This window comes from Verrucomicrobiia bacterium, from assembly GCA_035765895.1.
Taxonomy (GTDB): domain Bacteria; phylum Verrucomicrobiota; class Verrucomicrobiia; order Limisphaerales; family DSYF01; genus DSYF01.
The window spans coordinates 41027-67101 of the sequence record DASTWL010000042.1 but is presented as its reverse complement, the minus strand read 5'-3'; the positions used below and the strand labels follow the sequence as shown (position 1 = coordinate 67101).

General features: G+C 62.1%; 27 protein-coding genes. 19 read left to right on the top strand and 8 right to left on the bottom strand.

Annotated features, from left to right (window positions below; translation table 11 throughout):
- The first annotated feature begins 99 nt into the window (after positions 1 to 99).
- The gene (locus VFV96_09320; protein ID HEU5070597.1) at positions 100 to 543 is read left to right on the top strand and encodes a hypothetical protein; all 444 of its coding nucleotides are present in this window, start codon (positions 100 to 102) and stop codon (positions 541 to 543) included.
- A 53-nt stretch (positions 544 to 596) separates the two neighbouring features.
- Here the strand turns inward: VFV96_09320 and VFV96_09315 are convergent, their stop codons facing one another.
- Entirely contained in the window at positions 597 to 893 is a 297-nt protein-coding gene (locus VFV96_09315) for a transposase (GenBank protein ID HEU5070596.1), read from the bottom strand.
- 274 nt (positions 894 to 1167) lie between these two features.
- Here VFV96_09315 and VFV96_09310 point away from each other — a divergent pair, with 274 nt between their 5' ends.
- The 7 genes from VFV96_09310 to VFV96_09280 all read left to right on the top strand — a co-directional run bounded on the left by VFV96_09310 (position 1168) and on the right by VFV96_09280 (position 7219).
- Entirely contained in the window at positions 1168 to 1428 is a 261-nt protein-coding gene (locus VFV96_09310; GenBank protein ID HEU5070595.1) for a hypothetical protein, read from the top strand.
- Positions 1429 to 1561: 133 nt separating this feature from the next.
- Complete coding sequence (locus VFV96_09305; GenBank protein ID HEU5070594.1) at positions 1562 to 2119, top strand: dihydrofolate reductase family protein; 558 nt, start codon at positions 1562 to 1564, stop codon at positions 2117 to 2119.
- Positions 2120 to 2539: 420 nt separating this feature from the next.
- Complete coding sequence (locus VFV96_09300; GenBank protein ID HEU5070593.1) at positions 2540 to 3124, top strand: hypothetical protein; 585 nt, start codon at positions 2540 to 2542, stop codon at positions 3122 to 3124.
- Between the two features lie 126 nt (positions 3125 to 3250).
- A complete protein-coding gene (locus tag VFV96_09295; protein ID HEU5070592.1) occupies positions 3251 to 3409 on the top strand; it encodes a hypothetical protein in 159 nt (52 codons plus the stop codon).
- A 69-nt stretch (positions 3410 to 3478) separates the two neighbouring features.
- A complete protein-coding gene (locus tag VFV96_09290) occupies positions 3479 to 4162 on the top strand; it encodes a prepilin-type N-terminal cleavage/methylation domain-containing protein (protein HEU5070591.1) in 684 nt (227 codons plus the stop codon).
- Positions 4163 to 4397: 235 nt separating this feature from the next.
- Positions 4398 to 5270, top strand: a complete 873-nt coding sequence (locus tag VFV96_09285; protein HEU5070590.1) for a prepilin-type N-terminal cleavage/methylation domain-containing protein — start codon at positions 4398 to 4400, stop codon at positions 5268 to 5270.
- A 56-nt stretch (positions 5271 to 5326) separates the two neighbouring features.
- Positions 5327 to 7219: an immunoglobulin domain-containing protein gene (locus VFV96_09280; protein ID HEU5070589.1), complete on the top strand. Its 1893-nt coding sequence runs from the start codon at positions 5327 to 5329 to the stop codon at positions 7217 to 7219.
- A gap of 167 nt (positions 7220 to 7386) precedes the next feature.
- Here the strand turns inward: VFV96_09280 and VFV96_09275 are convergent, their stop codons facing one another.
- The 6 genes from VFV96_09275 to VFV96_09250 all read right to left on the bottom strand — a co-directional run bounded on the left by VFV96_09275 (position 7387) and on the right by VFV96_09250 (position 15301).
- Complete coding sequence (locus tag VFV96_09275; protein HEU5070588.1) at positions 7387 to 8640, bottom strand: MFS transporter; 1254 nt, start codon at positions 8638 to 8640, stop codon at positions 7387 to 7389.
- Between the two features lie 506 nt (positions 8641 to 9146).
- On the bottom strand, positions 9147 to 9998 hold the full coding sequence (locus VFV96_09270) for a serine hydrolase (GenBank protein ID HEU5070587.1): 852 nt from the start codon (positions 9996 to 9998) through the stop codon (positions 9147 to 9149).
- A gap of 126 nt (positions 9999 to 10124) precedes the next feature.
- Positions 10125 to 10604 carry a MarR family transcriptional regulator gene (locus tag VFV96_09265; protein HEU5070586.1) on the bottom strand — a complete coding sequence of 160 codons (480 nt, stop codon included), beginning with the start codon at positions 10602 to 10604 and terminating at the stop codon, positions 10125 to 10127.
- A 94-nt stretch (positions 10605 to 10698) separates the two neighbouring features.
- A complete protein-coding gene (locus tag VFV96_09260; GenBank protein HEU5070585.1) occupies positions 10699 to 11595 on the bottom strand; it encodes a menaquinone biosynthesis protein in 897 nt (298 codons plus the stop codon).
- Positions 11596 to 11701: 106 nt separating this feature from the next.
- A complete protein-coding gene (locus VFV96_09255; protein HEU5070584.1) occupies positions 11702 to 13591 on the bottom strand; it encodes an HDOD domain-containing protein in 1890 nt (629 codons plus the stop codon).
- 216 nt (positions 13592 to 13807) lie between these two features.
- Entirely contained in the window at positions 13808 to 15301 is a 1494-nt protein-coding gene (locus VFV96_09250; GenBank protein HEU5070583.1) for a carboxypeptidase M32, read from the bottom strand.
- Between the two features lie 202 nt (positions 15302 to 15503).
- On the opposite strand from VFV96_09250, the gene VFV96_09245 reads away from it, so the two are divergent.
- Both VFV96_09245 and VFV96_09240 read left to right on the top strand, forming a co-directional pair.
- On the top strand, positions 15504 to 15908 hold the full coding sequence (locus VFV96_09245; GenBank protein ID HEU5070582.1) for a hypothetical protein: 405 nt from the start codon (positions 15504 to 15506) through the stop codon (positions 15906 to 15908).
- 132 nt (positions 15909 to 16040) lie between these two features.
- On the top strand, positions 16041 to 17273 hold the full coding sequence (locus VFV96_09240) for a hypothetical protein (protein HEU5070581.1): 1233 nt from the start codon (positions 16041 to 16043) through the stop codon (positions 17271 to 17273).
- On the opposite strand, the gene VFV96_09235 is transcribed toward VFV96_09240, so the two are convergent.
- Entirely contained in the window at positions 17262 to 17654 is a 393-nt protein-coding gene (locus VFV96_09235; protein HEU5070580.1) for a DUF3568 family protein, read from the bottom strand. The genes VFV96_09240 and VFV96_09235 overlap by 12 nt on opposite strands.
- A gap of 236 nt (positions 17655 to 17890) precedes the next feature.
- Here VFV96_09235 and VFV96_09230 point away from each other — a divergent pair, with 236 nt between their 5' ends.
- The 9 genes from VFV96_09230 to VFV96_09190 are packed head-to-tail and all read left to right on the top strand — an operon-like array spanning position 17891 to position 26038.
- Positions 17891 to 18304, top strand: a complete 414-nt coding sequence (locus VFV96_09230; protein ID HEU5070579.1) for a GntR family transcriptional regulator — start codon at positions 17891 to 17893, stop codon at positions 18302 to 18304.
- Between the two features lie 6 nt (positions 18305 to 18310).
- On the top strand, positions 18311 to 19204 hold the full coding sequence (locus VFV96_09225; protein ID HEU5070578.1) for an ABC transporter ATP-binding protein: 894 nt from the start codon (positions 18311 to 18313) through the stop codon (positions 19202 to 19204).
- A 32-nt stretch (positions 19205 to 19236) separates the two neighbouring features.
- Positions 19237 to 21072 carry an ABC transporter permease gene (locus tag VFV96_09220; protein ID HEU5070577.1) on the top strand — a complete coding sequence of 612 codons (1836 nt, stop codon included), beginning with the start codon at positions 19237 to 19239 and terminating at the stop codon, positions 21070 to 21072.
- 15 nt (positions 21073 to 21087) lie between these two features.
- The gene (larE, locus tag VFV96_09215; protein ID HEU5070576.1) at positions 21088 to 21939 is read left to right on the top strand and encodes an ATP-dependent sacrificial sulfur transferase LarE; all 852 of its coding nucleotides are present in this window, start codon (positions 21088 to 21090) and stop codon (positions 21937 to 21939) included.
- Positions 21940 to 21983: 44 nt separating this feature from the next.
- Positions 21984 to 23285: a type II secretion system F family protein gene (locus VFV96_09210; GenBank protein HEU5070575.1), complete on the top strand. Its 1302-nt coding sequence runs from the start codon at positions 21984 to 21986 to the stop codon at positions 23283 to 23285.
- On the top strand, positions 23282 to 23788 hold the full coding sequence (locus tag VFV96_09205; protein ID HEU5070574.1) for a prepilin-type N-terminal cleavage/methylation domain-containing protein: 507 nt from the start codon (positions 23282 to 23284) through the stop codon (positions 23786 to 23788). Before VFV96_09210 ends, VFV96_09205 begins: the two co-directional genes overlap by 4 nt.
- The gene (locus VFV96_09200; GenBank protein ID HEU5070573.1) at positions 23785 to 24213 is read left to right on the top strand and encodes a prepilin-type N-terminal cleavage/methylation domain-containing protein; all 429 of its coding nucleotides are present in this window, start codon (positions 23785 to 23787) and stop codon (positions 24211 to 24213) included. The genes VFV96_09205 and VFV96_09200 overlap by 4 nt, the downstream gene beginning before the upstream one ends.
- Complete coding sequence (locus tag VFV96_09195; protein HEU5070572.1) at positions 24210 to 24953, top strand: type II secretion system protein GspJ; 744 nt, start codon at positions 24210 to 24212, stop codon at positions 24951 to 24953. The genes VFV96_09200 and VFV96_09195 overlap by 4 nt, the downstream gene beginning before the upstream one ends.
- The gene (locus VFV96_09190; GenBank protein HEU5070571.1) at positions 24950 to 26038 is read left to right on the top strand and encodes a general secretion pathway protein GspK; all 1089 of its coding nucleotides are present in this window, start codon (positions 24950 to 24952) and stop codon (positions 26036 to 26038) included. Before VFV96_09195 ends, VFV96_09190 begins: the two co-directional genes overlap by 4 nt.
- The last annotated feature ends 37 nt before the right edge of the window (positions 26039 to 26075 follow it).

The window sequence follows — 26075 nt, the reverse complement described above, 5'->3', positions numbered from 1 at the left end:
CCGGTGGCTCGGCGCCGCTCGCGCGACGCAACCCACGTTCACTCTGGAGCGTAGACAGCGCTTTCACTTTCACCGAAAGCAATACTGGCTAGGTGCCCTATGACACGCCTCATTCTTATTTCAGCAATTTTGGTTAGCCTAGTCGCCGGTTGTGGGACGAGGTTTGGTGGTGGTTCATCGGCTTCATATGGCAATGCTGACCACGAGACCGCTACGGAGGTGTTGACGCAGCGAGACCCGACCGGCCAGTTGCTTTTTGTCATCGCGTGGACTGCGGAGCATGGCGGTGGGAGCACGAGCTTTTCAGACCGCAATCAGCTTACGAGCATTCATGGTCATGAAGTTCATCCGAGTTTCGACCGCCGCGCCGTGTATGCGCTTCAAGCCGATGGCTCATTGCGTCAGGTTGCACTTTCGGATGAGCAGGTCGCCACGCTCTTTCGGGAGATGGAGCAGCCTGGATTTCACACGTCTCATAGTGATTTGTGGCAGAAAGCAGTCGCACCACATTTGATTAGAGTGGAGCCGACAAATGGCACCTAACGAAACAAGATCGCTTTGGCCGACTGAGCGAAGCGGAAGGAGCGCCAAAGCTGTCAGGGGTTGAACGAGCCAGGGGTTTTTTTCCAGCCGTTCCTTGTCTTTTCCTTTTGAAGCCTGCCCGCTTCAGAGCGCCCGTTCACTGCCCGATTGGCGTCCTCACGGCGCTGGCGCTGCCGGTTTTGCGCCGCCGGCCCGGGCAAGGGCTGGGGTGCCTGCCCGTCGAGCAGCGCGCGGATGCACTCGAAGCGTTCCTTCGCCGTCGCGCTCAACCAGCCGTAGTGCCGCACGCGTTGCAGTCCCTTCGGCAGCACGTGTTGCAGGAAACGGTGCAAAAACTGTTCGCCCGTCAGCGTGAGGGGCCACTGGCTGGTTCACCGGACAGGCAAGATGCCTGTCCCACTACGGGGTTCCGGAGCGGGATTGGCGCTGGACGGACGGGGCCGGGCGGAGTAGATAGGTCTTCATGGAGTCTGCTCTTCGTTCCTGCGTTGTTTGGGGCGTGAGTCCCACAACTTGTGGCTCGGCGCCGCTCGCACGGCGCAACCCACGTTTACTCCGAAGCGCAGACTCGGTTTCACTTTCAGCGAAAGCCATACTGGCTAGGCGGCATAGAGTTCACTGGATATGAGATGGCTTTTTGCAGCAGGATGTTTGTTGCTTCTCATTGGTTTTCTTGGGTGGCAGTATTTATCCACCGAGATTTTTTCCCAAGCGACGCTTGCTCGTCTCACGCCGGGGCTCACCACGAATCAGGTCGCGGCGATTCTTGGACCGCCATCGCAGGTGCTTCACGGCAACTGGGTGTATGAGCGCCCATTGAAGCGCCAAGTGGGTTTGGTATATTTTGATTACTCTGGCAAGCTTGAGAAGGCTTTCAATGATTGAGAAGATTTTGCCTAACATCACTGGCGCCAACGCCGGCTGCACCGGTCCGTTTGCGCCGCGGGTTTCGGGCTGGCGGGAGTTCCCGGCGGCGTGACTCAGTTCTTGGACGTCTAGGCGGCATCAGGAGCACGTAATGCGACCCCTTCGGTATTCCATAAACGTCACGTTGGACGGCTGCGTCGATCATCGTGCCGGTTCCACCGACGAAGAACTGCATCGTTTCTGGGCCGAGAAACTGGCCCAAGCCGATGCCCTGCTCTTTGGGCGGGTCACTTACGAAATGATGCGGGCCGCGTGGCGGTGGCCAGCAGATGGGCGGCGGCCGGAATGGATGACCGAGTGGATGGAACCCTTCGCCCGCACGATCGACGCCGCAAAGAAGTATATCGTGTCGAACACGCTGGAGCGGGTCGATTGGAATGCGGAGCTGCTGCGCGGAGATTTGGCCCAGGCCGTCGAGCAGCTCAAGCGGGGCGCAGGCCAAGGGCTGTTCGTGGGGGGCGTGACGCTCCCGTTGGCATTGGCGGAGTTGGGATTGATTGATGATTACGAGTTCGTGGTGCATCCCAGGCTCGCGGGCCACGGACCGACGTTGTTCGCGGGGCTGTCGAGGCATCTCGACTTGAAGCTCGTGAGCCGGCGGGACTTCCGCTCGGGGGTGGTGGCGATGCGATATGAGCCGGCGAGGTGACATTCGGATGGGAGAAACGCGGCCTGCCCCTTACCGGAGCCAACGCCGGTCACACTGGTCCGTTTGCGCGGCGGGTTTTGCTTGAATTGCCCCGCCAGGCTGTCGCGAGAGAACCGCAGGGGGAGAAAACGCTGGCGGCTGGTGTGGGCACCTTTCGCAACAACTCCGGAACCAACCAAATTCGGACGATCTCGCGGGCTACTTCCCCGGCGGGGGACCGCCCCGACCTTTTACCCACACCAGCCTGAGTCAACGTAGGCCCGCTGCCGGTGACGTCAAGGGGCCGGCCGGATTGAAATCAAGTTGCAGCCAAAGCAGTTGGCCAAAGTCGCCGGGGCCGGTTGTATTTGGCGAACGCGATTCGCAGGTCTGGCTGCCGCGCTCCTTGACTCGCTCGCAACGGCTGCTTTCAATGCGGCAATGAATCACGCGCGCATCGCGACATGGATGACGGTCATGGCAGGCATCATCTGGCTGGGCGCCGGTTGTGCCAGCAAGTCTTACGATCTGCCGCCCGCGCGGGTGGCTTTGCCCGCGACGTCGCCCGCCGAGGTGCAACGCGCCCTGCCGGGCACGTGGACGGTTGACGTCGATGCGTCGGCCGCCGCCCTGGCACGCGCCCAGTTCCTGCCGCGTCCCACCACCGTCCTGCGACAGGAGGGGACCGGCACGGTCACCAGCGAAAATGCCATGGTGGCGGACCGTTTTGATCCAAAGGCCTACCGCGAAACGCAGCGTTACTGGCTCGATTTATTGCGGCAGCCGGACATGCAATGGGAATTGACCTTTCACGCCAACGGCACTGGTGAACACCGGGCCATTGTTCAGACCGGGCAGGTGGCGGTGGACACGCCGTTCCAATGGAAACTCGACGGCTGGCGGTTGCACGTTGAATACCCGACCAACGCTCATTTCCGCAGCTTTGACGTGGAGATGCCCTCGGCGGAGGAACTCCAGTATCCCATGCAACCGCTCGGCGACCATCTCGTGCTACGTCACCGATAGGCGACATATTCCCGTTGACGCCTCTCCGTATCGGCGTCATGCTCGCCACCGTCACCCAAGGTTCCCGGCCCTCCAATGAGGGAGGGTTTTGATTTGGCCTTGGTCAGCCTCGGATTCACGAGTCGTATGCAATGGGAAACCCAAATTGCGCGGCGGCTGTTTCCTTCGGACCAGACGTTCATGGCGCGGCGCAAGCTCCGTAACGCTTTCTGGACCTTGGTGGTGGCGCTCGCCGCATCAGCGATGCTGGTGGGCATAGTGCTTGTAGCCCAGAGTGCCCGTTGAGGGGCGGGAGCTGGGCAGAGCCTTGCGCCGGCTGGCCGTGCTCGTTAGGGTGCAGTCGTAATCAGAGCCGTGCGACGAGTGATTCCCAGAACTTCCCGGCCCGCCGCGTTTACGCTGATCGAACTGCTGGTGGTCATTGCCATCATTGCGATTCTGGCGGCGCTGCTGCTCCCCGCTCTGGGCAAGGCGAAGGAAAAGGCCAACGCCGTCTTCTGCCTCAACAATCTCAAGCAATGGGGGCTCGCGACGCAGCTCTACGCGGGCGACAACAGCGATTTCCTGCCACCAGACGGCACGCCCAATCCCAGCGATACCGCCACCAACACCGGCTGGTATATTCAACTCCCGCAAACCCTCGGGCTCCCGCGTTACCACGACCAGCCCTGGCGCAAGGATGCGAACGCCGATCCGGGCCGTTCGGTCTGGATTTGCCCGAGCAACAAACGCCGCAGCAATGGCAACAACCTGTTCCATTATTGCCTCAACGAAAACGTCAATGGCACCGGCGCGGCCAATCTGCCCCGGCGGCTGACCTCGATTCCGCATCCCACCCCGACGGTCTGGCTGTTTGATTCCAAGAACCTGCCCGCCGTCGGCTCCTGGACCTACGTCCATACCAACCTTCACAGTGCCGGCGCGCAATTCACTTTTTTGGACGGCCACGCCCAGCGCTTCGGCGTGTCTGCCTACTGGGATTTGGCGGCCAACAAGGCCCGCACCAACAACACCGAACTGCGCTGGCTGCCCGACTGAATCCGCGCGGCGCAGTAGCGGATTTGGCGGAAGGGTGAAGGGATTCTGATGGTGCTGCACCTTTGATTGTCTGCTTTCATGGGCTGTGAAGAGTGTGCTGATAACTTTTCACCCATTCGTAACGCCAACCACTTGCCAAGCCCGTTTGATGCGACTAGGGTTCGCTCGATTTTGCTGCCAGCAGCGCGGGAGTGACGCGCCGGGAGTGAAGCGCAGAGGAGTCAATCAGTTAGGTATGCCAAAAGAGAAGCCGTGTGCCAACCGTGCCCGAGTCCAGACGCGGGCGTTCACCCTTATCGAGCTGCTGGTCGTCATCGCCATCATCGCGATCCTTGCCGCCATGCTCCTGCCCGCCTTGTCCAAGGCGAAGGATAAAGCGAGGACGGCAAATTGTCTTTCCAATCAACGCCAATGGGGGCTGGCGCTTCAAATTTATGTGGGTGACAACAGCGACCGGATGCCGCGCGACGGCATGGGGCAAAACGGCCAATACCCAGGAAACACATACAATGGTGTTCAGACAGGCACCGCTTTCGATCCAAACGCCTGGTTCAACCTGTTGCCGGAACTGGTGGGCGAGAAGGCGCTGCGGGTCTATGCGGTGAATGTTGGCAGCAACCCGCAAAACAACGCGCAGGTCATGCCGTTCCCAGGCGGTGTTGGAAAGATATGGCACTGCCCTGCCGCCAGCATGCCCGCAAGTGACATCCAAAACGTGAGTGGAGGCGGTGCAAACGGTTTTTTTAGCATCGTAATGAACATTGATCTGAAGAAATCGGACCCTTCCGGGGTCAGTGCGGGAACCTATCCCTATCCTCAAATGCTCAAAATCGTGGCGATCTCCAAAACCTCGTCCACCGTGTTCATGACGGATCAGTATTTTGATTCCACCGAGGGGCCGGCAAACCCGTATTACTCGGTGAACCCGGCGGCTCGCTGGCGCGCATTCCCGAAACGTCACAACAAGCTTGGCGGCATACTTGTGTTCATGGATGGACACTCGGCCTACTACAAGCAGTCTTACATCAACAATCAGCAGGCCAATGGCAATGAGCCGCTCAACCCCGACATCATTTGGAATCCGCTCTACCGGGAAGTGAATCCTTAAAATCTCAGATCCCCCGACGATCACCTCAAAAAGCAACCCGAAACATAGACATGAAAGTGAAAAGCAAACTAATCCTCAATGCTGTGCTGGCGGTAATCGCCGCGTTGGCGACCGCGAAATCGGTTGCCCAGCCGCTCACCCTGTCGGGCACCAACTATGCCCAAAATTTCGATGCCATGAGCGTTTCCGGGCTGCCCGGCGAATGGGTGCTTTACACGGGGGCCAGTGCTACTGCCCTTGGCACGGTTGTCACAGCTTTCCGGGCTGGGCCTACCAACGGCTGGTCTGATAGTGCGGGTGCCTTCAAAAACTTCGCTTCGACTTACAGCTACGAGGGGGGAACCAATTTCGTGGGCACCGAGTCCTTTGGCATCCAGACGAACGCGAGCAATCGCGCGCTTGGATTGCGCTCCACAGGTTCGTTTGGGGATCCGGGAGCGGCGTTTACCCTTAAGTTGGCGGACACGCTTGGCTTTGGACATTTCAAGCTGGATATGGACATGCTGCTTCTCAGCGTGCAGGGTCGCGAACAGTCCTGGACGGTTGATTTCGGTGTCAGCCCCGATGGGTTCAGCCTGCCCACCTCCTTCACCGTTGTGTCGAACAACTTTTTTACGGCGTCCAACACCACCGATGGCGGAGTGTTCGGAGCCACCCACGCCACGATTGACTTTGGCACGCTGTTGGACAATCAGCCCGGTCCCATTTGGATCCGGATTGCGGCCCTTTCCGGAAGCAGTGGCTCGGGCAGCCGCCCCTCAGTTGGCATCGATAACGTCAATCTGGGCTTCACCAACGTCGAGGTTGTTGTCAATCCGCCGCTCATCACCACGCCACCTCAGAGTCAAACGGCCTACGTCGGCGATAATTTGACGCTGACCGTCGCAAACAGCGGCACGGCACCGTTCACCTACCAGTGGTATAAGGATGATTTCAACACGCCGGTGGGCAACGGCACTTCAACCCTGCTGATCTCCCCGGTTTCAACTGCTGACGCGGGCAACTATTATGTCGTCATTGCCAACTCTGCTGGTTCAGTTACCAACGATCCACCGGCGGCAATCAATGTCGAGACGCGCGTTCCAATCCCGACGACGATTCTCGCGCTTCGCACCAACCAGGATCTGGTGAACTGGACTCCCAACGATACCACCAATCTTTACACGGTCACCGGTGTGGTCATCAGTCGCGCAAACATGACCACGGCCGCGAATGCGTCTTTCTTCATTGAGGACACCAACACTTTGGCCGCTATTGACGTGTTCATCGCGGGCGACACCACCACGCGCCCTGCCTATGGAGACATAATGCAAATCACCGGCCCGGTTGGTCAGTTTAATGGGGTTTTGGAACTTAATCTGAACTCCGCGAATCCCACTCATAGTGTGGCCAACCTGGGGCCGAGTGGTTTGGAGATCGCTCCCAAACTGTTCGACTTTGCCGACCTCAACGACGCCCCGTTGATGGAAACGAATTTTGAGGCTTCGCTCGTCACCGTTCAAAACGTGACCATCAACAATGGTGGCACAGGGACGAATTTTCCAAGCGGCGCAACGGTCACCATTACCAACCAGGCGAATCAAACCTTTGTTTTGTTCATCGATTCCCGGCTGTCAGATATTGCTGGGCAGCCGATTCCCGGTGGGCTGGTCAACGTGACGGGTTACATTTCCCAGTTTGATTCATCAGCACCCTTCACCAGTGGTTATCAACTCGTTCCGACTTATGCAGGTGCGATTGTCAGTGCACCCCCGGCTCCCACGCCGGTCGCGCTCAACATCGCGGTTGCGGGGGATCAGGCCATTGTCAGTTGGGATGATGCGACCGGCCTGTTCAAACTCGCCTCCGGCACGGACGTCACCGGCATCACCAACGTGGTGGCTACTTCCAGTCCCTACACGAACACGATCAGCGGTGCGGCGGCTTATTTCCGTCTCGTCTATCCCTGATCGCGTCACTTTTTCAAAACATCCAAGGGCGGCTTCGGCCGCCCTTTTTCTTTTTCCGGAAATGACCGTCGGTTCCGCAACGGGACTTTCGATCCCTGCGCATCCGAACACACCGGCGAGCCGCCGGGCACTGCTCTGCCCCGATGGGGCGGGCTCCGGCCGCGGGCTCAGTCTGAGCCCGCGGCTTTCGCGACCGGTTCCGGCACAAACGTGGCACCGGCAATTTTGATTTCCTTCGAGATGATGGCCGCGCCGAGCAGCCCCAGCGCGCCGCAGCCGAGCCACAACGCCGTTGGATTCAGCGCGAGCAGCTTCAGTCCCAGCCCGGGCCCCAGGATCAAGGCCAGCGCGAAGCTGAGCCCATACATGCCCATGTAACGGCCCCGCAAATGGGCGGGCGCCAGGTTGGCGACCACGGCGGACGACACCGGGATGGCCACCATTTCGCCGAGCGTGAAGATGATGATGCACACCGTCAGTTCCGGCACCGTGCGAGCCCACGCGTTCAGGGCGAAGCCCACGCCGATCAGCGCATAGCCAACGGCCAGCACGCGGCGCGCCGGGAATCGCCGGGTGAGCGTGGTGAGCGGCAGTTCGCACAGGACCACGAGCGCGCCGTTCAACGAAATCAACGCCCCGTAGGTCGCGGCCGAGAATCCCAGCTGGGTCACGTGCACGCTGAAGGTGGAACTCATCTGCATGAACACAAAGGCGACGAACAACGACGCCAGAATGAGCTGATGAAAGTTCCGGTCCCGGCGGACGACCCGGATGGCCTCCGGCCAGCCGTTGTCCGACCGCGGCCGGTGGGTGTCCTTGGGCAGGGCCAGCCAGGCGACGAGCCCGAACAGCGCCGAGGTGGCCGCATCGCCAACGAAGAGCCAGAAATAACCTTTGGTCGCCAGAAAGCCGGCGGTGGCGGGACCAAAGGCCCAGCCGGCGTTGAACGACATCCGGTAGGCGGCAAAGGCTGTCACCCGTTGGTGGGGCGGCACCAGATCGGTCAGCAGCGCGCTGCACGCCGGCCGGTAGAATTCGCCGGCCAATCCCGCCAGCCCGGCCAGGGCGATGATCTCGGGCAATGCGCGCGCCTGTGAGAGCAGCAGCAGCGTGCCGGCGCCGCAAAACATCGAAAGCAAAATGGTTTTCCGCCGGCCGATGGTGTCGGCCAGATGACCGCCGAGGAAGGAGGCCACAAAGTTGCCCACGCCGTAGGCACCGATGGCGAGACCCGCATCCGCCAGCGTGAACCCGAGGCGGGTGAGATACAGCGCCAGAAACGGCACGACGAATGCGCCGAACTTGTTCAGGAACATCCCGAGGAAAAGGATCCACGCCGCGGGCGGCAACGCGCGGAGGCTCGACACCAAGCTGGAGTCTGTTCTTTCCAAAGCCGTTTTAGCTGTTTGGAGCGTATCCATTTGGGGGGGCGGGAGCGAGCTTTGACCTTCGCCCGCTCCGTTGGGCCGCCGCTCATTGGGCGGCGCCAGGTTTCGCTGGTTGATTCCGGGGAATAAAAAACCCTGCCTCCGGTCGGAAAGCAGGGTCGGGGAAAACGTGTTTCGTTACGTTGCGACCTGCTTGCCTGTCATCCCGCGGGACATCCGTCCAATGCGGACCCGGGCCGGCATCCAATTGCGGCGGTAGGCGGGGCGTTTGGACGCCCGGCCATTATGTGTCGCAGTGAATGCGACGCAGGGGCGCGGTCCGCAGCTGGTGGATGGATTCAGGCAGTCGTTCATTGAATGTGCCGGAGGATTAGCACACGCGCGAAGTGGGCGTCCACTTATACTTTAGGGGGAGGTTGAATCTCCCATCGTGATATCGGGATGCTTCAATGGCTCACCCACCGGCGTTCCCTCGGCGCTACTTTGACGCGAGCGGTTCGAGCCGATTCGCGGAAAGGTTGTCTTGGAGCATTGCGAGGTTATTTGACCGGGCCAGCCAGCAAATCATCAACGCCCCTGGCGAATTCAACCAGATAGTCGTCGCCGCGCGGATGATGCGTCAGGGCGACGATGAGGTAATGCCGTCCGTCGCCTGTGACCACGGCAGTGTCGTGAAACCAATCTTCCCACCAGCCGGCTTTGCGACGCACCTGCACGTCGCGGCCGGCCAGCCCTTTTACGAACTTGTCGTCCCGGTGCGGGATGTCGGGTGAGGCAAAAATCTCGCGCATGGTTTGCGACGCGGCCGGGGACACCAACCGGTCCTGTTCCAGCAGCAGGTAATAGCGCAACAACTGGCGCACGGTCGCCGCGTGGGAATTGCCGCCGACCGGATCCGGATAGCGTTCGTCGTCGGAACCGTAATGCTTGCCCACCCAGATGCCGCCACCGTGCTGCGCGTCGTAGAATTGATACGAGTCCAGCACAGCCTGAATCCGCTTCAACCCCAGCAGGCGGGAATACTTGGCGGCCATTTCGTTGCTGGATTGCTTGATCATCTCGCCCAGTTCATGGCGCGTCGGCGCATCGAGATTCGTGGCCGCCGCGGGATGCAGTTGAAAGTAGGCCAGCAAAATGCCGATTTTCGGCACGCTGGCGGCGTAGTCTTCATGATCGGGCCGAAGCAGCGCCAGCCGCAGCGTGTTCAAATCCAGCACGCCGGCCGCGGTCTGATCGGCTGTCATGCCGAACCGGGCGCGCAGGCGGTCATCCAGGGCTTCCAGGCCGGCCTGCAAAGCCGGATCCACGGGCGTGTCGTAGCCCAGTTCATAGCGGTCGAACGCACGCGACGACGACGATGGCACGGTGGAGCATCCGGAGAAAAAACTCATGGCGGTCAAAGTTGCAGCGACGATAAAGCAACGAATCGTCATGCGGGTGGTTTGACGCAACGGGCCTGCGGGCACAAGCCCGGATTGTGGCGTGGCGCGTTACGAAGGGCAGGGGAGCCGTGCCGGTCAAGGTTCGTCAGGCTGACGGTCCGCCTGTTCGTGGGCCAGATCAATGAGCGCCGCGAGGGTCCGGCGCGTGCAAAGGACGTTGTTGCGCCCCGCCCGCGCGAGCCAGGCCGCATCAATCCGTTTGCGGGCCGCCGTCTGCACGGCCGCGGCGCCGCGGCCGCGTTCGGTCAGCGTGACGGTCAGCTTGCGCCGGTCATCCGGGTCCACGGTGCGTTCGAGGTAGCCCCGCAACACGAGCGTGTCCACCAACTGGCCCGCCGCCTGTTTGCTGACCCGCAACTCCTTCACCAGCTGGCCCAGCGGCACGCCGTGGGCGCCGGGCGCCAGGCCGCCGATGACGTAAAGGCCGTTCTTCGGGATGTCCTCGTAACCGGCCTCGTCCAGCGCCCGGCGCATGGCGCCGCCGTAAACGGTCCGGGCATGCCGGAGGAGCGCCGGCATTGCGATCGCTTCATACCAGGGGTTGGTTTTGGCCATGGCCTGAATCGTATGGTCCAAATATCGGATAGTCAATAAAACGGACTATATGAATCCAAGCCGCCGCCAGCCGTGCTGCGGGGCGGTGGTGCGGTCAACTGACGTAGCGCGGCGCATGCACGGGCCCGAGGCCGTGCTTGGCGAGCAGTTCCATGAATTTGAGCACGCCGCGTTTTTCGTCCGTGCCGAGGTGGTAGTGGATGTGCCAGCCGAGGTAATCCTGGCGGAACTCGAGCGTGTATTCCGTGCGTTCCCGCACGATCGTCTCAAGTGTGTCGAGGCCGAAATCACGCGCTTCGCGCAGGATTCGCCGCAGGGGCCGGTTTTCAACCCCGCGCCGCAGGGCCCAAACGGCGTAAACAAACGGCAGGTGCGTCAGTTCATACCAGGCGGTGCCGAGGTCCCAGATTGAATGCGGATGCCCCGCGAAGACAAAATCCAGCGCGCGGTCGCCAATCAGCAGCACGGCGTCGAGATCAGGCGCCGCTGTGTAGGCTGGCAGCGGCTTGAACTCCGGTTTGAGGCCGCGCTCGGCGAGCAGCACCTTCACCAGGTTGGCGCTGGTGATGGACGCGGGGTCGAGATGCACTTCGCGCAATTCGGCCAGCGGCTTTCGGTGCGCCAGCACCACGCTCTTCACCTCGCCCAGCGAGGCGACCGCAATGCCGTCCAGAATGTCGTAACGATCCGTCAACAGCACCTCGGCCAGACTGACGAGCGCGGCGTCCAGTTCGTCGCGCCGTAGCCGTTCGGCGAGCTGTGACGGCCAGGCGTATTGGATTTCGCTCTCCAGCCCGCGCGTGAGCGGCACGGCGTTCAGCGTGTCCACGGATCCCACGCGGAACGGCGCCAGCGATTGCTCGAGGTCGAACTCGGTTTTGCGTTCGAGGGCCAGTTTCTCGCGCGCCACCCGGCGTTCGAGCTGCTCCGCCGATTCCGGCGGTTCGGGCGGCGCCATGCGCAGCTTGGGGATTTCGTCGGACGAACTCATCGTCGTCGAATTTAGGCCGCGCCCGGGCATCGCTCCAGCAGAATTGCGGTCCGCGGCAACGCGCCGCGGCAAATGGATGGGTTGGAAGCGGGCGCGCGAGCGTTCGTCAGCGGACCGGCAGGCGCACGATTTGGTGTTCGCCATGGAGGTCCAGGGTCACTTCGCTCTGGCCGATGCGGATGACGGTGGCGCCATTCACGGATTCACCGACCGCCACGGCCTTGCCGTTCACAATCGCCGAGGGATTGCTGCCCCCGTAGAAAATGCCGTTGAGTTTGAACGTCGGTCCTTCGGCCTTCACGGGTGCCACGCTCGCGGACGCGGTGGTGTCGGGCGCAGCGTTGGTCACGGCCGCTTCGGCAATCACCGGCGGTGCTGCCACGGCCGCCGGTTCGAGTGCGACGACTTCAGGCAGCGCATTGGAAGCGAGGTCTGATGTTGGCGTGGGCGCCGCTGGTGCGAGATCGGTCGTGGCGGCGACTTCGGGAGCCGGCGCGAGGGCTGGTTCGAGCGATGGAGCGGGGAAGCCGGCCACGGCGGGCTCCGCATGTTCGAGGGTTCGGGCGTTGACCGACACTGAATCGTCGGAACTCCATTTGAGGCGGAACAGTGCCGCGGCCAGCAGGAGAGCCGCCGCGATCGTTCCGGCGTAAACCCGGCCGCGCGTTTGGGAGCGAGACGTTGAGGATGCTGTTCGTTGTGGTTCGTTTTCCGGTGCTGCCGTGCTGGTCCAGGTTGCAGTGGCCGGACCGGGAAGCTGATTGCCGGTTTGGGAGGCCGGTGCGTCGGCGGGTTGAGCCGGTTTTTCGGGTGACCGCTGATTTGCGAAAGTGGCGCGCCAGACGGGCAATCGTTGCAACAGATGGAGCTGGTTGAGGAACGGCGTGCTCACCACGGGCAGCACCTGGAACTCGTTGTCCGGTCGGAGCTGGTGTTCCAGCACATTCGCAATGTGAACGGCCGCCAGCGGGGTCAGTTGATTGTGCTCGCCCAGCGGCGGTTCGTGATGGAACGCGGCGGCATCGACGATGTCGCCGGACATGTTCCACATGCCCAGCAGGCAGGCGCCGATTTCGCCGTGATTCGCGCCGAACATTTCCTTTTCCACATCCCAAAGCGCGACCGGCTGTTTGCGGGCCAGCGAATGAACGCGGCCGTAAAGGTCATCAAAGTTGGTGGCCAGCACGATTTTGCCGAGGTCGTGCAGCAAACCGGCGGCGAGTGCCTGTGACGCCAGCGCGCGGTTCCTGGTTTCGAACAACACGAGGTCGCGCGCAATCTGCGCCACGTTGAGGCTGTGCTGCCAGAGTTTGTCGGGCGACAGGTAACAGGAGTTCAGGTGGCGGTGTTCGTCGAGAAACCGGCGGGCCATGACGACCGCCTTTACTGTCTCCAACCCCAGCACTTCCACGGCCTCGATCGGGTTGGTGATGTTGCCGGGCAGGCCAAGGTAGGCCGACCGGGTCAGTCGCAAGACTTCCTGCGTCAGGGCCGCGTCGTGACCAATGATGGCGCCGATCTGCCGGCACGAAACCGTGGACGATTCCAGGGCCTGGAGCACTTCCGCGTAAACGTGAGAAATTTCATCTTCCGTGGAACCGGCCGAAGGGTTTTGCGGTTTGACCGCGCCGGCCTTCGGGCTGGCCAGGCTGTTTTCAATCCGGCTTTTCAGCGCGGCCATCTCCAGCGGCTGGGGCAAAATCTCGTGGTCACCCTCCACCTTGGCTGCGATCAACGCGAGGTCTGCCTCATACGCCAGCATGAAACGTGTCATTTTGGGACACTTCACGAGGGATTGATTGAGCAATTCACTGGCGTCGGGCTCGCCCAGATTGAAATCGACCAGGAGCGCGTCAAACGAACCGGCGTCCAGCAACGCCAGCGCATCTGCCTCACTGGCAACCGGCGTCGTCAGCCACTCCTCGCCGAGGGCTTGATCGATTTCAACGACCGCCTGCGCGTCCGCGATCGCCACTAGGATGTTCTTCGTGGCCATAACGGGTCGATAAATTAGCACTTTTGCGGCCAGTCCGGGCGCCGAAGAGTTCACCGGGACCGAGCGGGGGCATGAAGGAGTCACCGGGTCAGGGAGAGAGTTCCCGGGAACGTTCGGGCTTGGAACCCGCAAACGTTGCGGATGAAGCGCCGGGCACTGCCCGGCCAGCAGGTGCGCCACCGGCAATTTTTCCGCCGCCGGCGCCGGAGGCAGAGGTCATGCGGCGAACTTTTCGCGCAAGCTGGCCAGGTGCGCGGCGCGGTGGGTCGGCTCGCCGGTGGCCAGGGTCATCAGCTCCTGCGGGCGATGCCGCTGGCCGTGGCGGTGAACCTTGTTCCGCAGCCAATCCAACAGCGGGCGATAGTCGCCGCGGGCGAGGTCCGCATCGAGGGTGGGGTGCTCTCCGCGGGCCTGGCGCATGAGCTGGGCGGCGTTCAAGTTGCCGAGCGTGTAAGTGGGGAAATACCCGAGCGTGCCGATGCTCCAATGAATGTCCTGCAGGCAGCCATCTGCGTCGCGGGTGACTTTCAGACCGAACATTTTCTCAAACTGTTCGTTCCAGTAGGCCGGCACGTCAGCGACGGCGAGCCGGCGTTCGATGAGCTGCAACTCGATTTCGAAGCGCAGGATGATGTGCAGATCGTAGGTGACCTGGTCCGCTTCCACGCGGATGAACGAGGGTTCGACGTGATTCACCGCCGCAGTGATTTGCTCCGGCGACAGCCGCTGCAAGCTTGGGAAGTGCCGGCACGCGGCCGGATGCCAGTGCTGCCAGAACGCGGCGCTGCGGCCGACGTGGTTTTCCCAGAGCCGCGACTGCGATTCATGAATGCCAAGCGAAGCCGCGCTGCCGAGCGGCGTGCCGAAGTGTTCCTTCGGCAGACCTTGATCGTAAAGCCCGTGCCCGGCTTCGTGCATGATGCCGTAGAGCGACTGGGTGAAATCGGTTTCGCTATAACGGGTGGTGAGCCGGCAGTCGTTCGGACCGAGGCCGGTGCAAAAGGGATGCGTGGTGGTGTCAATCCGGCCGGCCGCGAAGTCAAAGCCCATGGCGGCGGCCACTTCCTGGTTGAAGGCCTGTTGCGCGGCGATGGGATAGTGCCCGTGCAACATCGAACGGGGCGTGGCGGCCGAGCGTTCCACGGCCGGACCGAGCAGGGCGACGATTTCGGGGCGCAGGCCGGCAAACAGTTCCCGCAGCTCCTCCGCGCGGGCACCGGGTTCGTATTCGTCGAGGTGCGCGTTGTAAGGCGAGCCGGTGTAGCCCCACAAATCGGCGAACTGCAAATGCAGATCGAGGAGCTTCTGGAGATGCGGCTTGAAGAGCTTGAACTTCGATTGCTGGCGCGCCTCGCCCCAGGCTTCCCGCGCATGCGAACGGACGCGTTGAAATTTTTCCACGAGCCGGGCGGGAATTTTCGTCTTCCGATCGTAGGCCCGCCGCCATTCGCGCACGTTGGCGGCTTCAGCCGAGTCCGCCGGGAAACCGTGCTGCTCGCAGGCGGTGATCCAATCGCCCACGTTGCGGGCCGTGAAGAGGCGGTGCGCGTGGCCGCCGAGCCAGGCCATTTGCTCGGCCCGGTGCGCCAGCGCCTTGGGCGGCAGACAGGTTTCCTCGTCCCAGGACAACACGTCGTTGGTGCTGGTCAGCAGGGCGATGGCGCGGGCGCGCTTGAGCAGTTTGCGGTAGGCGGGCGGCGTTTCACTCATGCGGGCAGTTTGGGCGCGCGCCGGTCGGTGGCAACCCAGAAACGCGCGCGGGACGGGAATCGTCACCCAAATTTAACGCGCCGCGCAAACTACCCGGCGTCGAAAGTGTTGCGACGGTCCGCGCGGAGGCGCGACGGATCTGGGCGGCGGCGCCCGCCAAGTTTTCGCTTTCGCCGACCGGGTGTTTCGCTACGCTGCGGCCATGCCTGAGATTGCAGAGTTCGTGAGGCGCGGCGCGACCACGGTCACGCCCGCCGTGGTCGAAAAAGTCGTGCGCCAGCTCCCGCATTGGAAGCTGGAGTTCTCGCAGATCAACGCGCCCAAATTCCCGCACCTCGTGGACCAGCTGGAGTTCCTGGCCAATGCGGTGGAGGACACTTCCGACGGCACCTACAAGGACCTGCCATATTACGCGGTCGCGCAGGCCACCTACGCGCTGATTTACGCCCACAAGAAGCTCGGCATCATTCCGGACAGCGTGCTGGACCTGGGCAAGGCCGATGATTCTGCCGTGGTGCGGGCCGTGCTGATTCAGAATGAAAAGGCGTTTGAAATGTATGCGGCCCTGCAGGGGCTCAAATGGTCGAAAGTGACGAGCAAGCCTTGAACGGTTTTTCTTCCCGGCGCCAGTCCTGTTTGGGGCTGGCGCTTTTTCGTGTCCGGCCGGCGGCGCGCCGGACAATTCGCTTGAGTTCGCGTGAGTTGGGGCCGACTGTGCGGTCGAACAGGGAGTGAACCCATGCAAGCCGTGGTCCGCAGCAATACCGACATCCTGATCAGCATCCTGCTGATGTTCGCCCTGGTTGCCGGCATCGGCTGGTTTCTCTGGCGCACGTTGAAGCGGACCGAGGATCCGCCGCGGCTCATTTTCAAGTGGATTCTGACCGTCATTGCCATCGGCGTGCTGCTGCGCGTCGTCATGCCGATCGTGGCCCAAGGCGGCTACGGCGGGGCCTTCGTGGGCATTCCGGCAACGGCCGTGGTGGGTTTGTTTCTCGCCATCGTGTGGCGCTACAACATCGCGATGTTTTTCGCCAAGCCGTTCGCCTCGCTCTACGACGGCGGCAATGAGGAGCCGGAGAAAAGGCCGTTTTACTCCAGCGCCCAGGCCAAGCGAAAGCGTGGCGATTTCATGGGCGCCAAGGCCGACGTGCGCGAGCAGCTGCTCAAGTTTCCGGAGGACGCCGAAGGCATGTTGCTGCTGGCGGAAATCGAGGCGCAGGATTTGCGGGATTTGCCGGCGGCGGACGTCATCATCCGGCGCTTCATTCACCACAAGGGGCGGGCGCCGGCGCAAATTGCCTACGCGTTGAATTCCATGGCCGACTGGCAGCTCAAATATGCACAGGACCGTGAGGCGGCGCGGGCTTGTCTGGAAAAAATTGGTGAACTGCTGCCGGACTCCGAGTGGGCGCTGCGGGCAGCCCAGCGCGTGGCGCATTTGGGGGATGTCCACACGCTGTTGGGCGCGCAGGACCGGCAGACCTTCAAGGTGCGGCACATCGAGGGCGACCCCGGACTGGGCGGCACGTGGGGGCAGGTTCAGCCCGCGCCGGAGGAAAGCACCGCCGATCTGGCGGCAAAATACGTGCGGCACCTGGAGCAATTCCCGCTCGACACGGAAGTTCGCGAGCAACTCGCCCATCTTTACGCGGAACAATTCAAACGACTCGATCTGGCGCAGGACCAAATGGAGCAGTTGATCCAGTATCCGCACCAGCCGGCAAAGCAGGTGGTGCGCTGGCTCAATTTGCTGGCGGACTGGCAGGTCAAATACGGCGGCACCTTCGCAGTTACGCAAGCCACACTTCAGCGCATCATCGACCTGTATCCGGAATCCGGCGCCGCCAACATGGCGCGAAACCGCCTCGAACTGCTGCGGCTGGAGTTCAAGGCCAATGAAAAGAGCCAGGCGATTCCGCTTGGCTCTTACGAAGATGATCTGGGATTGAAAGGCGGCTTACCGCACTAGCTTCAGCGCGATCTGCTTGTCCAGTTCCGCCGCCAGGTCAATGTCCGTGCCGCCGGCGCTCGTCCGGACCTGGGTGATGACCTGGGTGACCTTGGGATCCAGTTCGGTCACGGAAATGAACACCTTGCGGCCCTGCACGCGACCTTCGACGGCGAACACCGGCGCATTCGTCTCGTTGTGCTGGGTGACTTCATTGATGAGCGTGCCGTTCACGCGCACCACGTCCTTGGCCGCGTTGAACACCTCGGCGACGGGCCGTTGGTAACGACCTTCAATGCGGTCCTTCACAAAAGGCACGGCGGCCGTCTTGCGTCCGCTCACGGTGCTGACGCAACCGGTGACGAGCAGGGTGGCGGCAAACAGACCGACTAAAATCTTCATTCGCATGCGCGGTATCCAACCAGAACCGCCTCTTGCGTCAAGCAACTTGTGGCCGCGCGCTCGCGCCCGCCGCAACCGGGCAACGCTGTGGGCCGCCGGGCCGACACGCCTGCGGCCGAACCTTCCCCGCGTCCTGTTTGCCGTGGCGCTCCGGAATGTTTTCTCCGCTGGATAAAGACTGCTTGACAGCATGGCACAACTGTCCTAGTGTCCTAGGACAGAAAACCGAAGCGCACATGGTGTTTCAAATCAATTTCAAGTCGGGCAAGCCGGTCTATCTGCAGGTGGTGGACCAGGTGAAGGCGGCGGCGGCTTCGGGCGCGTTGCAGGCCGGCGAGGCGCTGCCGTCCATCCGGCCGCTGGCCGAGGAACTGCGTGTGAACCGCAACACCATTGCGCGGGCGTATGCGGAACTGGAGAGCCTGGGGGTGATTGAGACGCTGCCAGGCAAGGGCTGTTTTCTGCGGGAAAACCATTCGCCGTTGCGGAAGGACGTGCGGCGCAAACTGCTCACGCAGGAAATCGACCAGGCCGTGGTGCAGGCCCATCACCTGCAGGTGCCGCGGTCCGAATTTCTTGAACTGGTGAACGAGCGGTTTGATCGGCTTGAGGAAAAGCGCCGGGCGCACGGGGAATCCGAAACTCATTAAGTTGCCATGAATGCTTCACAACCAGCGATTCAGATTGACCATCTCGGCTACGCCTACGGCCGGGCCGAAGCGGTGCATGATTTCAACCTGACGGTGCGGCCCGGGCGGTGTTATGGCCTGTTTGGCCGCAATGGTGCCGGCAAGACCACCACGATGAAATGTCTGCTCAATCTCCTGCGGCCACAGCGGGGCAGCGTGCGGGTGTTTGGCCGGGATCCGGCGCGGCAGGAAGTTGAAGTCAAGCGACGGCTCGCCTACGTGCCGGATCAGGTGGCATTTTATCCGTGGATGACCATACGCGAGACGCTGGATTACCTTGCGTCCTTCCGCGACAACTGGAACCGGAAGACCGAAGAGGAATTGTTGGAGCGATTCCGGCTGGATCCGGCCCAGCGCACGGGCGGTTTGTCCAAGGGCCAGCGCACGCAGGTGGCGCTGATCGCGGCCATCTGCCCGGAAACCGATTTGCTTGTGCTCGACGAGCCAACGTCGGGTCTCGATCCGATTGTGCGGCGCGAGTTCATCGAGACCGTGATCGGCGCCTATCAGGAGGGCAATCCGGGGACCCGCACCATTTTGGTTTCCACCCATCTCATCGCCGAGTTCGAGGGGCTGATCGACGAATTTACCATCATGGACCACGGGCGGGCGGTGCTGACGTTGGAGGCGGACCAGGCCCGGTCGCGTTATCAAAAAATCCGCGCGCGTTTTGCCGGGACGCCACCGAAGCTGGACTTGCAAGCCGCATTGCAGGTGCGCTGCCACGGGCGGGAGTTGGAGTTGATCGCCAATGGTGGCGGGCCGGAACTGCTGGAGCGGTTGCGCCGGGAGCAGCCCGAGATGTTGACGACGGAAGCCCTGACGCTTGAGGAAGTGTTTGTGGCAACTCTCAAAAAATAGGAGGCACCATGAATCAACGCACGCTCAAGGAAGTGCGGATGCTGGCCGGGCCGTGGTGTGTCGTGGCGGCGGCCGGCGTGCTGCCGCTCTTTCGCGACCTGCTTGGCTGGCCGCGCGATTTGCTGGGCATCATCGGCACCCTGGGCTGGTTTGCGGGCGTTCCTTTTCTCGCGGCGCTTTCGCTGGGAGGAGAATTTCAACAGCGCACCTTGTCGTTGCTCCTGGGACAGCCTGTTGGTCGGCTGCGTCTCTGGATTGAAAAACAAGTCGTGCTGCTGGTGGGTTTGGCCATCCTCGTTCCGGTTTTTTGGTTTGGCTGGTATGACCGGAATGATCTCAACGCCGATGCGCTTGGCATTGTGGGCGCCTGGCTCCTTGTGACCGTGGCCTCGGCCACATTTTGGACCTTGTTGGCGCGTTCCACCATGGGCGGTCTGGCTTTGGGGCAGGCCGTTCAGTTCATCTTGGGGGCATTAATCATTAACACAGGAATTAGAGTGTTCGGGCCGGAACCATCCGCCCGCGCTTTGCACTTTGCCGAACTGCTGGGCATCCTGATTTGTCTCGGTTACTCAGGGCTGATGCTGTGGCTGGGCTGGCACCAGTTGATTCATTTTCAGGCAACGGGTGCGGCGGCCGGAGAGGACTTGTTGATGGCGGGTCCGCGCCTGTTGCCACGCTCCTGGGCCGAACTCCTGCGCTGTCGTGCAACCGGGGCCAGCTTGAATCTGCTGCGAAAAGAACTCCGGCTGCTCCGGCCGCTGTGGCTGATCACTTTCATTTTCGTAGTCTGCTGGGTGTGTGTGGTTGGAACGCTGGCGCTGTTACCCAAAACCAGTGAGTGGAGGCTTAAGCTGCAACTCCTCCCCATGTTGATGCTGGCTTTCTACATTCCGCTGACGGCCGTGCTGGCCGGCTGCCTTTCGTTGGGAGAGGAACGTAGTTCGGGCACCCATGCGTGGCACCTGACTCTGCCGGTATCCGCTCGCCAACAATGGCTGACCAAGCTTTTGGTGGCGTTGGTGGGGGGCGTCCTTTGCGCTGTGGTTTTGCCGGCGGTTCTGTTGTTGGCGAGCCAATCATTGACGGGTTTGCCTTTGGGACCCGATTTCAAGTGGGGTATCCAGCCCATAAACTGGCCCGTTACTTTTGCCACCATTTTTCTGACCTGCATGGTCAGCTTACCGTCCTTCTGGTGTGCCTGCACGGTTAAGGGAACAGTGCGGGCTGCCTTGTGGGTGATTCCAGTGATGGCGGGGTTGGTGGCGGTCGGCGGTTTGGGTGGTTGGGCCGCGAGCAAGTGCAATGCGACTCTAGGTGCCCTGGCAACGCACTGGATTGCGGCGCTGGAACTAAACCCCCGAACACTACAAGAGCTAACATGGCAATGGGCCCGGGATCTGATGCCTTTCTGGTTGGCTACACCAGCCTTGGTGGTGGCCCTCCTGCAAAGTCGCGGTTTGTTCCGTGCTGAACCCGGCGAGGGCATTCGGTTTGTTCTACGTCGCTGGCTGCCGCTGGCGTTGGCGACTTTTCTCAGTGGCTTTTTTGTCTGGGGCAGCCTTTTCGCGACGTCGTATCAGTATCGTTCTTTCTTGATGGAGGAAACGTATGCGGCCTTGGCGCGAATGCCTTTGGCGGAGAAGGCCGAAAAAGCCCGGCGCTTGACTGTCGCTGATTTGGATGCTGCGGCACCCCTCTCGCCGGCAACGCGGCACTGGTTAAGCCACGCGTATTTGACCGTCAGCCAGAGCCGGGACGCGAAAGGCCGGCCCCGTCCCGGTCAATTCATGGCCCAGATCCATTTTGCCAACGAGTCAATCTATGCTTTCGGCGTCCGGAGCCGTCTCGACAACGAGGCGCCGTAGTGGCAGTTTGCGGGCGTGTCTGTTGAAAAGTTAGAGCAGTTGCGCACTTTGCTGCGCGGTTATGGTTCGTGCCTCGTCGCCTATTCGGGCGGCGTGGATTCCGTTTTTCTGGCGCGGGTGGCGTGGGACGTTCTGGGCGAACGCGCGCTGGCGGCCATCGCCGATTCGCCGAGTCTGCCGCGCCGTGAACTGGAGGACGCGTTGAACATCGCGCGCGCGCACGGCTTTCCTGTGCGGGTCGTCCGGACCCGCGAATTCGACAATCCCGCCTACCTCGCCAATCCCAACAACCGTTGTTACTTCTGCAAGCACGAGTTGTTCACCGAGCTGGCACCGCTGGCGCGGGCGGAGGGCTTTGCCGTGATTGCCTACGGCGAAAACGCCAGCGACGTGGGGGACTTCCGTCCTGGCGCGCAGGCCGCGGCGGAATTTCAAGTGCGCGCGCCGTTGAAGGAAGCAGGCCTGACCAAGGCCGACATTCGCGCGCTGTCGGCTGAGCTCGGGCTGCCGACGGCCGACAAACCCCAGATGGCGTGCTTGAGTTCGCGCATTCCCTACGGTGAACCGGTTACCCCCGAAAAGCTCCGCATGATCGAGGCTGCCGAGAACGTGTTGCGCGACTTGAAATTCTACGACGTGCGCGTGCGGCACCACGAATTGAAGCTGGGACACCTGGCGCGGATCGAGGTGGGAGCGGGCGAATTGGAGCGTTTTTTGCTGAATGGCGTTGCGGCGCAGGTGACGCAGGCGCTGAAGCAGGCCGGTTATGCCCACGTCACGCTGGATTTGCAGGGCTATCGGCGGGGCAGCGCCAACGAGCAGTTGCTGGGACAGCGGCTGCCCACGATCCGGGCAGCCACGGCTTGAGAGGCGCAACTTTCGGCGGGAGACGGTTTTGACAGACTAAGTTTATGCCGCAGTTCAGTTACAAGGCGCGCAGGCGCACCGGTGAATTGGTGGAAGGCGTGTTGGAAGTGACCGACCGCCCGGCGGCTTTGCTCCAGATCGAGCGTCTGGGGTTGTTCCCGGTGAAGGTGGATGCCGCCAAGGGCGCGGCTGTGGTGGAACGCCGCGGCGGCGAGGCGCGGTCCTTCAAGGCGATGCTGCCGCCGACGTTGCGCGCGGCGTTCAACCGGCAGCGCAGGCCCAAGCTGCAGGAGCTGGCCACCTTCACCACGCAGCTCGCCAACCTGCTCAAGTCCGGCATGCCGTTGACGCTCGCCCTGAACAGCATGACGCATCTGGAGACAAAGGGCATTCCCGCCGACGTCAGCCGCGAGCTGCGCCAGGAGGTCATGGAAGGCCGCGGGCTGTCGGACGCGATGGCCAAGCAGCCGGTGATTTTTTCGGATCTCTACATCAACATGGTCCGCGCGGGCGAATCGAGCGGCTCGCTCGAACAGGTGCTCCGGCGCATGGCGTCGCACTTCCAGCAGTTCGCGGAGGTGCAGTCCAAGTTCACCTCGGCGTTGATTTATCCGGCAATCGTCTGCTGCGTCGGCGTGGCGATTGTGGCGTTCTTCGTTTTCTTCATGCTGCCGCGGTTCATGGGCATGTTCACCGGGTTCAACATGGTGCTGCCGCTGCCCACGCGCATGCTGATGAAATTCAGCACGCTCGTGACCAGCGGCCTGTTCTGGGCCGTGTTCATTCCGACCGTGCTGGCGCTCATCGTGCTGTTCTTCCGGTTCAAGGCCACCGAGGAGGGCAAGTTGAAGATGGACCAGTGGAAGATGCGGGCGCCGATCGTGGGCAAGGTTGTTTGCCTGAATTTGTTCGGCCAGTTCGCGCGCACGCTGTCCACCTTGCTGCAAAACGGCGTGCCGGTTTTGACGGCCTTGAAAATCACCGAGCAGGTGATCCCCAACCGCCTGCTGAAGGAGGCGATTGCCAAAACGCGGCAGCAGGTGACCGACGGCAAAACGCTGGCCCAGCCGCTGGCCCAGAGCCGCATCTTTCCGCAGCTCATGGTGGATCTGGTGCGCATTGGCGAGGAAACGGGCGATGTGCCGGGCGCCCTGGCCAGTTTGGCGGACACCTACGAAGGCGAACTGCAAATCGGCCTGCGCGCCATGACCAATCTCATCGAGCCGCTGTTGATCATCATCATGTCGCTGGGCGTCGGCTTCCTGCTGATCAGCATTCTCATGCCGATGTTCAACCTGATTTCCGCGATCGGCAGTGGCGGCGCCGGCGGAGGCGCGGGGCCATGAAGACGTTTCCCGGGCGCGGGCGTGGGGTAGTTCTCCGGCGGGCCTTTACGCTGATTGAAATCATGCTGGTGGTGGCAATCCTTGCATTGGTGGTCGGCATCGGCATCCCCAGCTTCTACCGTTCTTTCTCGCGCGAGCCGATGCGGGCCGCCATTCGTGGATTGATCGATGTGTTCAGCACGGCGCGGGCCCAGGCCATTTTGCAAAGCAAGACGGTGAACGTGACGTTCCAGCCGTTGCAGGGCACGTTTTCGGTGGAAGGCGCCGGCAGTCCGGCCCAGCCCGGCTCGGCGACGGCGGGGCGCATTGACGACTCCATCGGCATTGAAATGCTGGATGTCAACCTGAGTGAATACCGGCAACAGGACGTGGCCCGGGTGCGCTTCTTTGCCAACGGGACCAGTGACGAATGCACGATTGTGCTGCACTCGTCCCGCAACGACTGGCGGAAAATTTCCCTCGATCCCATCACCGGCCTGGCCACCGTGGGGGATGTGCAATGACGCTGCACGTTCAACCACCGGGATTGTCGCGGGCGGGGCGGCTGTCCGGGCACGGCTTCAGCCTGCTCGAGGTGATGATTGCCGTCGGCATTTTCTTCATGGTTTCGTTTTCGATTCTGGCGGTGGTGTCCTCCGGCCTGCGCACTGCGCGGGCCCTGCAGGTGACCCGGCCCAACGCCGGGATGCTTGCGGCGCAACTGTCGCTCACCAACCGGCTGGAGGAGGGCACGGAGTCGGGCGATTTCGGCAATCTTTACCGCGACTACTCGTGGACGCGCGACACCTACGAAGCGGGCACGAACGGCCTGTGGGAGGTGGACTTTCAGGTCTTTCGCCGCGGCAATCGCGGCGCGCCGGATTCCCGGATGAGCCTGCTGATTTACAGTCCCAATTCGCAGACCCGACGGCTGGGGGTGCAGCAATGAGATTCCGCCGGTCGCAGCGCCGGGCGTTCACGCTCGTGGAGATCATGCTCGCGATTGTCATCCTGAGCGGCGTCATTGCGGCCATCTACGCAACGTGGACCGCCATCATGCGCGCGACCGAAGTGGGGCGCAAGGCGGCGGCGCAGGTGCAGCGCACGCGCGTGGCGCTGCGCTGCCTGGAGGAATCGCTCACCTACACGGAAATGTATGTCGCCAATGCCCGCTATTACGGGTTTGTGGCGGAAAACGGCTCGGATGCCTCGCTCTCGTTCGTTTCGCGGCTGCCCAGCGATTTTCCCCGCAGCGGGCGGTTTGGGGATTATCCCGTGCGCCGGCTGGCTTATACGATTGAGTCTGACCCGGGCGGCGACCGCGTGCTGGCCCTGCGTCAGGCGCCCTTGCTGATGGATTTCGACCAGGATGAGCAGGAGCACCCGCTGATTCTGATGCGTAACATCAAGCGCATGGAAATGGAATTTTGGGACGTGCAGAAGGACGACTGGACCGATGAATGGACGCAGACCAATCAGATGCCCAAGCTCATCCGCGTGACCCTTACCACGGAGAATCCGAACCAGCCCTTTGACCGCGGCCAGGAATACACGCGCATCGTCGCGCCGGCAGCGGTGGCCGTGCAACCCGGCTGGCAGGCGCGTGCGCCGGGCCAGGTGCCGGGCGGTCCGCCGCCGGGCAACAATGTGCCGCCGGGCGGGGCCCCCAACCTGCAAGTGCCCCGATGAAGGTCGCCGTTTCCCAGCGCCCGCGCGGCATTGCGTTGATCATCGTCATGATCGCGGTGATTTCGTTGTCCATTCTGGCTGGCATCTTCGCCTACTCGATGAAGGTGGAGGGCCGGCTCGCGATGAACACCAACAACGACGAGGAGATGGAATGGATGGGCCGTTCCGGCATGGAAGTCGCCAAATATGTGCTGGGCCTCCAACTGGGCATCAATGCCGAGCCCTACGATTCCTTGAACCAGACATGGGCGGGCGGTCCCGGCGGCCTGGCCATTTCCAACTCGCCGCTCGCGTCGTTCTCGATGAAAAACATCCCGCTCGGGAACGGCCAGGTGACGGTGGACAAAATCATCGACCTTGAACGGAAGGCCAACATCAACGCGGCGAATGATGTCATGCTCCAGCAGGCGCTGATCGAAATGGGCGTTGATGCCGGCGAGTATCCGGCCATCGTGAACTCCATTTTGGATTGGACCGACCCGGACGACAGCGAACGCATTCAGGGCGCGGAGTCGGATTATTACCAGGGCGGGGAGCCGCCGTATTTCGCGAAGAACGGTCCCATCGACGACTTGTCCGAGTTGCTGCTGGTGAAGGGGATCACCCCCGATTTGTATTGGGGGCCCAGCTCGACCAACTACGTGCCGATGCATGCCCGCCAGGGCGCCAATTCACGGTTGGGGTTTCAGGCGGACACGCCGGTCTATCCGGTGGGCTTCGTGGATTTGTTCGCTCCGCTTTCGAGCGGACGCATCAACGTGAACACCGCCTCGGCCGCCGTGTTGCAGCTCATTCCCGGCGTCGATGAACAGGCTGCCAATGACATCATCCGTCAGCGCGCGGGCATGGACGGCGCCGACGGGACGGATGATGACGTGCCGTTTCGCAACGTGGGGGAATTGATCAATGCCGTGCCCAATCCCCAGGCGGTGCAGCAAATCTCGCGCTTTTGTGATGTGCGCAGCCGGACGTTCGAGGTGCACGTCAGCGCCTCGGTCGGCAACTACACCCGCCGCTTCGTCGGCGTGATCGTGCGCAACAGCCCGCGCGACCTGCAACTGGTTTCCTTCCACGCAGTCGAATGAGCCACGTCCCCGCCGGGCAGCGGCGGGGAGCCCGGCA

Excerpts from the sequence above, each read along its gene's own strand:
- VFV96_09260 (HEU5070585.1), bottom strand. The coding sequence starts at position 11,595 with ATGAGTTCGTCCGACGAAATCCCCAAGCTGCGCATGGCGCCGCCCGAA.
- VFV96_09305 (HEU5070594.1), top strand. The coding sequence starts at position 1,562 with ATGCGACCCCTTCGGTATTCCATAAACGTCACGTTGGACGGCTGCGTC.
- VFV96_09210 (HEU5070575.1), top strand. The coding sequence starts at position 21,984 with ATGCCGCAGTTCAGTTACAAGGCGCGCAGGCGCACCGGTGAATTGGTG.
- VFV96_09195 (HEU5070572.1), top strand. The coding sequence starts at position 24,210 with ATGAGATTCCGCCGGTCGCAGCGCCGGGCGTTCACGCTCGTGGAGATC.
- VFV96_09265 (HEU5070586.1), bottom strand. The coding sequence starts at position 10,604 with ATGGCCAAAACCAACCCCTGGTATGAAGCGATCGCAATGCCGGCGCTC.
- VFV96_09190 (HEU5070571.1), top strand. The coding sequence starts at position 24,950 with ATGAAGGTCGCCGTTTCCCAGCGCCCGCGCGGCATTGCGTTGATCATC.
- VFV96_09300 (HEU5070593.1), top strand. The coding sequence starts at position 2,540 with ATGAATCACGCGCGCATCGCGACATGGATGACGGTCATGGCAGGCATC.
- VFV96_09235 (HEU5070580.1), bottom strand. The coding sequence starts at position 17,654 with ATGAAGATTTTAGTCGGTCTGTTTGCCGCCACCCTGCTCGTCACCGGT.
- VFV96_09240 (HEU5070581.1), top strand. The coding sequence starts at position 16,041 with ATGCAAGCCGTGGTCCGCAGCAATACCGACATCCTGATCAGCATCCTG.
- VFV96_09310 (HEU5070595.1), top strand. The coding sequence starts at position 1,168 with ATGAGATGGCTTTTTGCAGCAGGATGTTTGTTGCTTCTCATTGGTTTT.
- VFV96_09295 (HEU5070592.1), top strand. The coding sequence starts at position 3,251 with ATGCAATGGGAAACCCAAATTGCGCGGCGGCTGTTTCCTTCGGACCAG.
- VFV96_09230 (HEU5070579.1), top strand. The coding sequence starts at position 17,891 with ATGGTGTTTCAAATCAATTTCAAGTCGGGCAAGCCGGTCTATCTGCAG.
- VFV96_09320 (HEU5070597.1), top strand. The coding sequence starts at position 100 with ATGACACGCCTCATTCTTATTTCAGCAATTTTGGTTAGCCTAGTCGCC.
- VFV96_09270 (HEU5070587.1), bottom strand. The coding sequence starts at position 9,998 with ATGAGTTTTTTCTCCGGATGCTCCACCGTGCCATCGTCGTCGTCGCGT.
- VFV96_09205 (HEU5070574.1), top strand. The coding sequence starts at position 23,282 with ATGAAGACGTTTCCCGGGCGCGGGCGTGGGGTAGTTCTCCGGCGGGCC.
- VFV96_09275 (HEU5070588.1), bottom strand. The coding sequence starts at position 8,640 with ATGGATACGCTCCAAACAGCTAAAACGGCTTTGGAAAGAACAGACTCC.
- VFV96_09245 (HEU5070582.1), top strand. The coding sequence starts at position 15,504 with ATGCCTGAGATTGCAGAGTTCGTGAGGCGCGGCGCGACCACGGTCACG.
- VFV96_09200 (HEU5070573.1), top strand. The coding sequence starts at position 23,785 with ATGACGCTGCACGTTCAACCACCGGGATTGTCGCGGGCGGGGCGGCTG.
- VFV96_09285 (HEU5070590.1), top strand. The coding sequence starts at position 4,398 with ATGCCAAAAGAGAAGCCGTGTGCCAACCGTGCCCGAGTCCAGACGCGG.
- VFV96_09225 (HEU5070578.1), top strand. The coding sequence starts at position 18,311 with ATGAATGCTTCACAACCAGCGATTCAGATTGACCATCTCGGCTACGCC.
- VFV96_09255 (HEU5070584.1), bottom strand. The coding sequence starts at position 13,591 with ATGGCCACGAAGAACATCCTAGTGGCGATCGCGGACGCGCAGGCGGTC.
- VFV96_09250 (HEU5070583.1), bottom strand. The coding sequence starts at position 15,301 with ATGAGTGAAACGCCGCCCGCCTACCGCAAACTGCTCAAGCGCGCCCGC.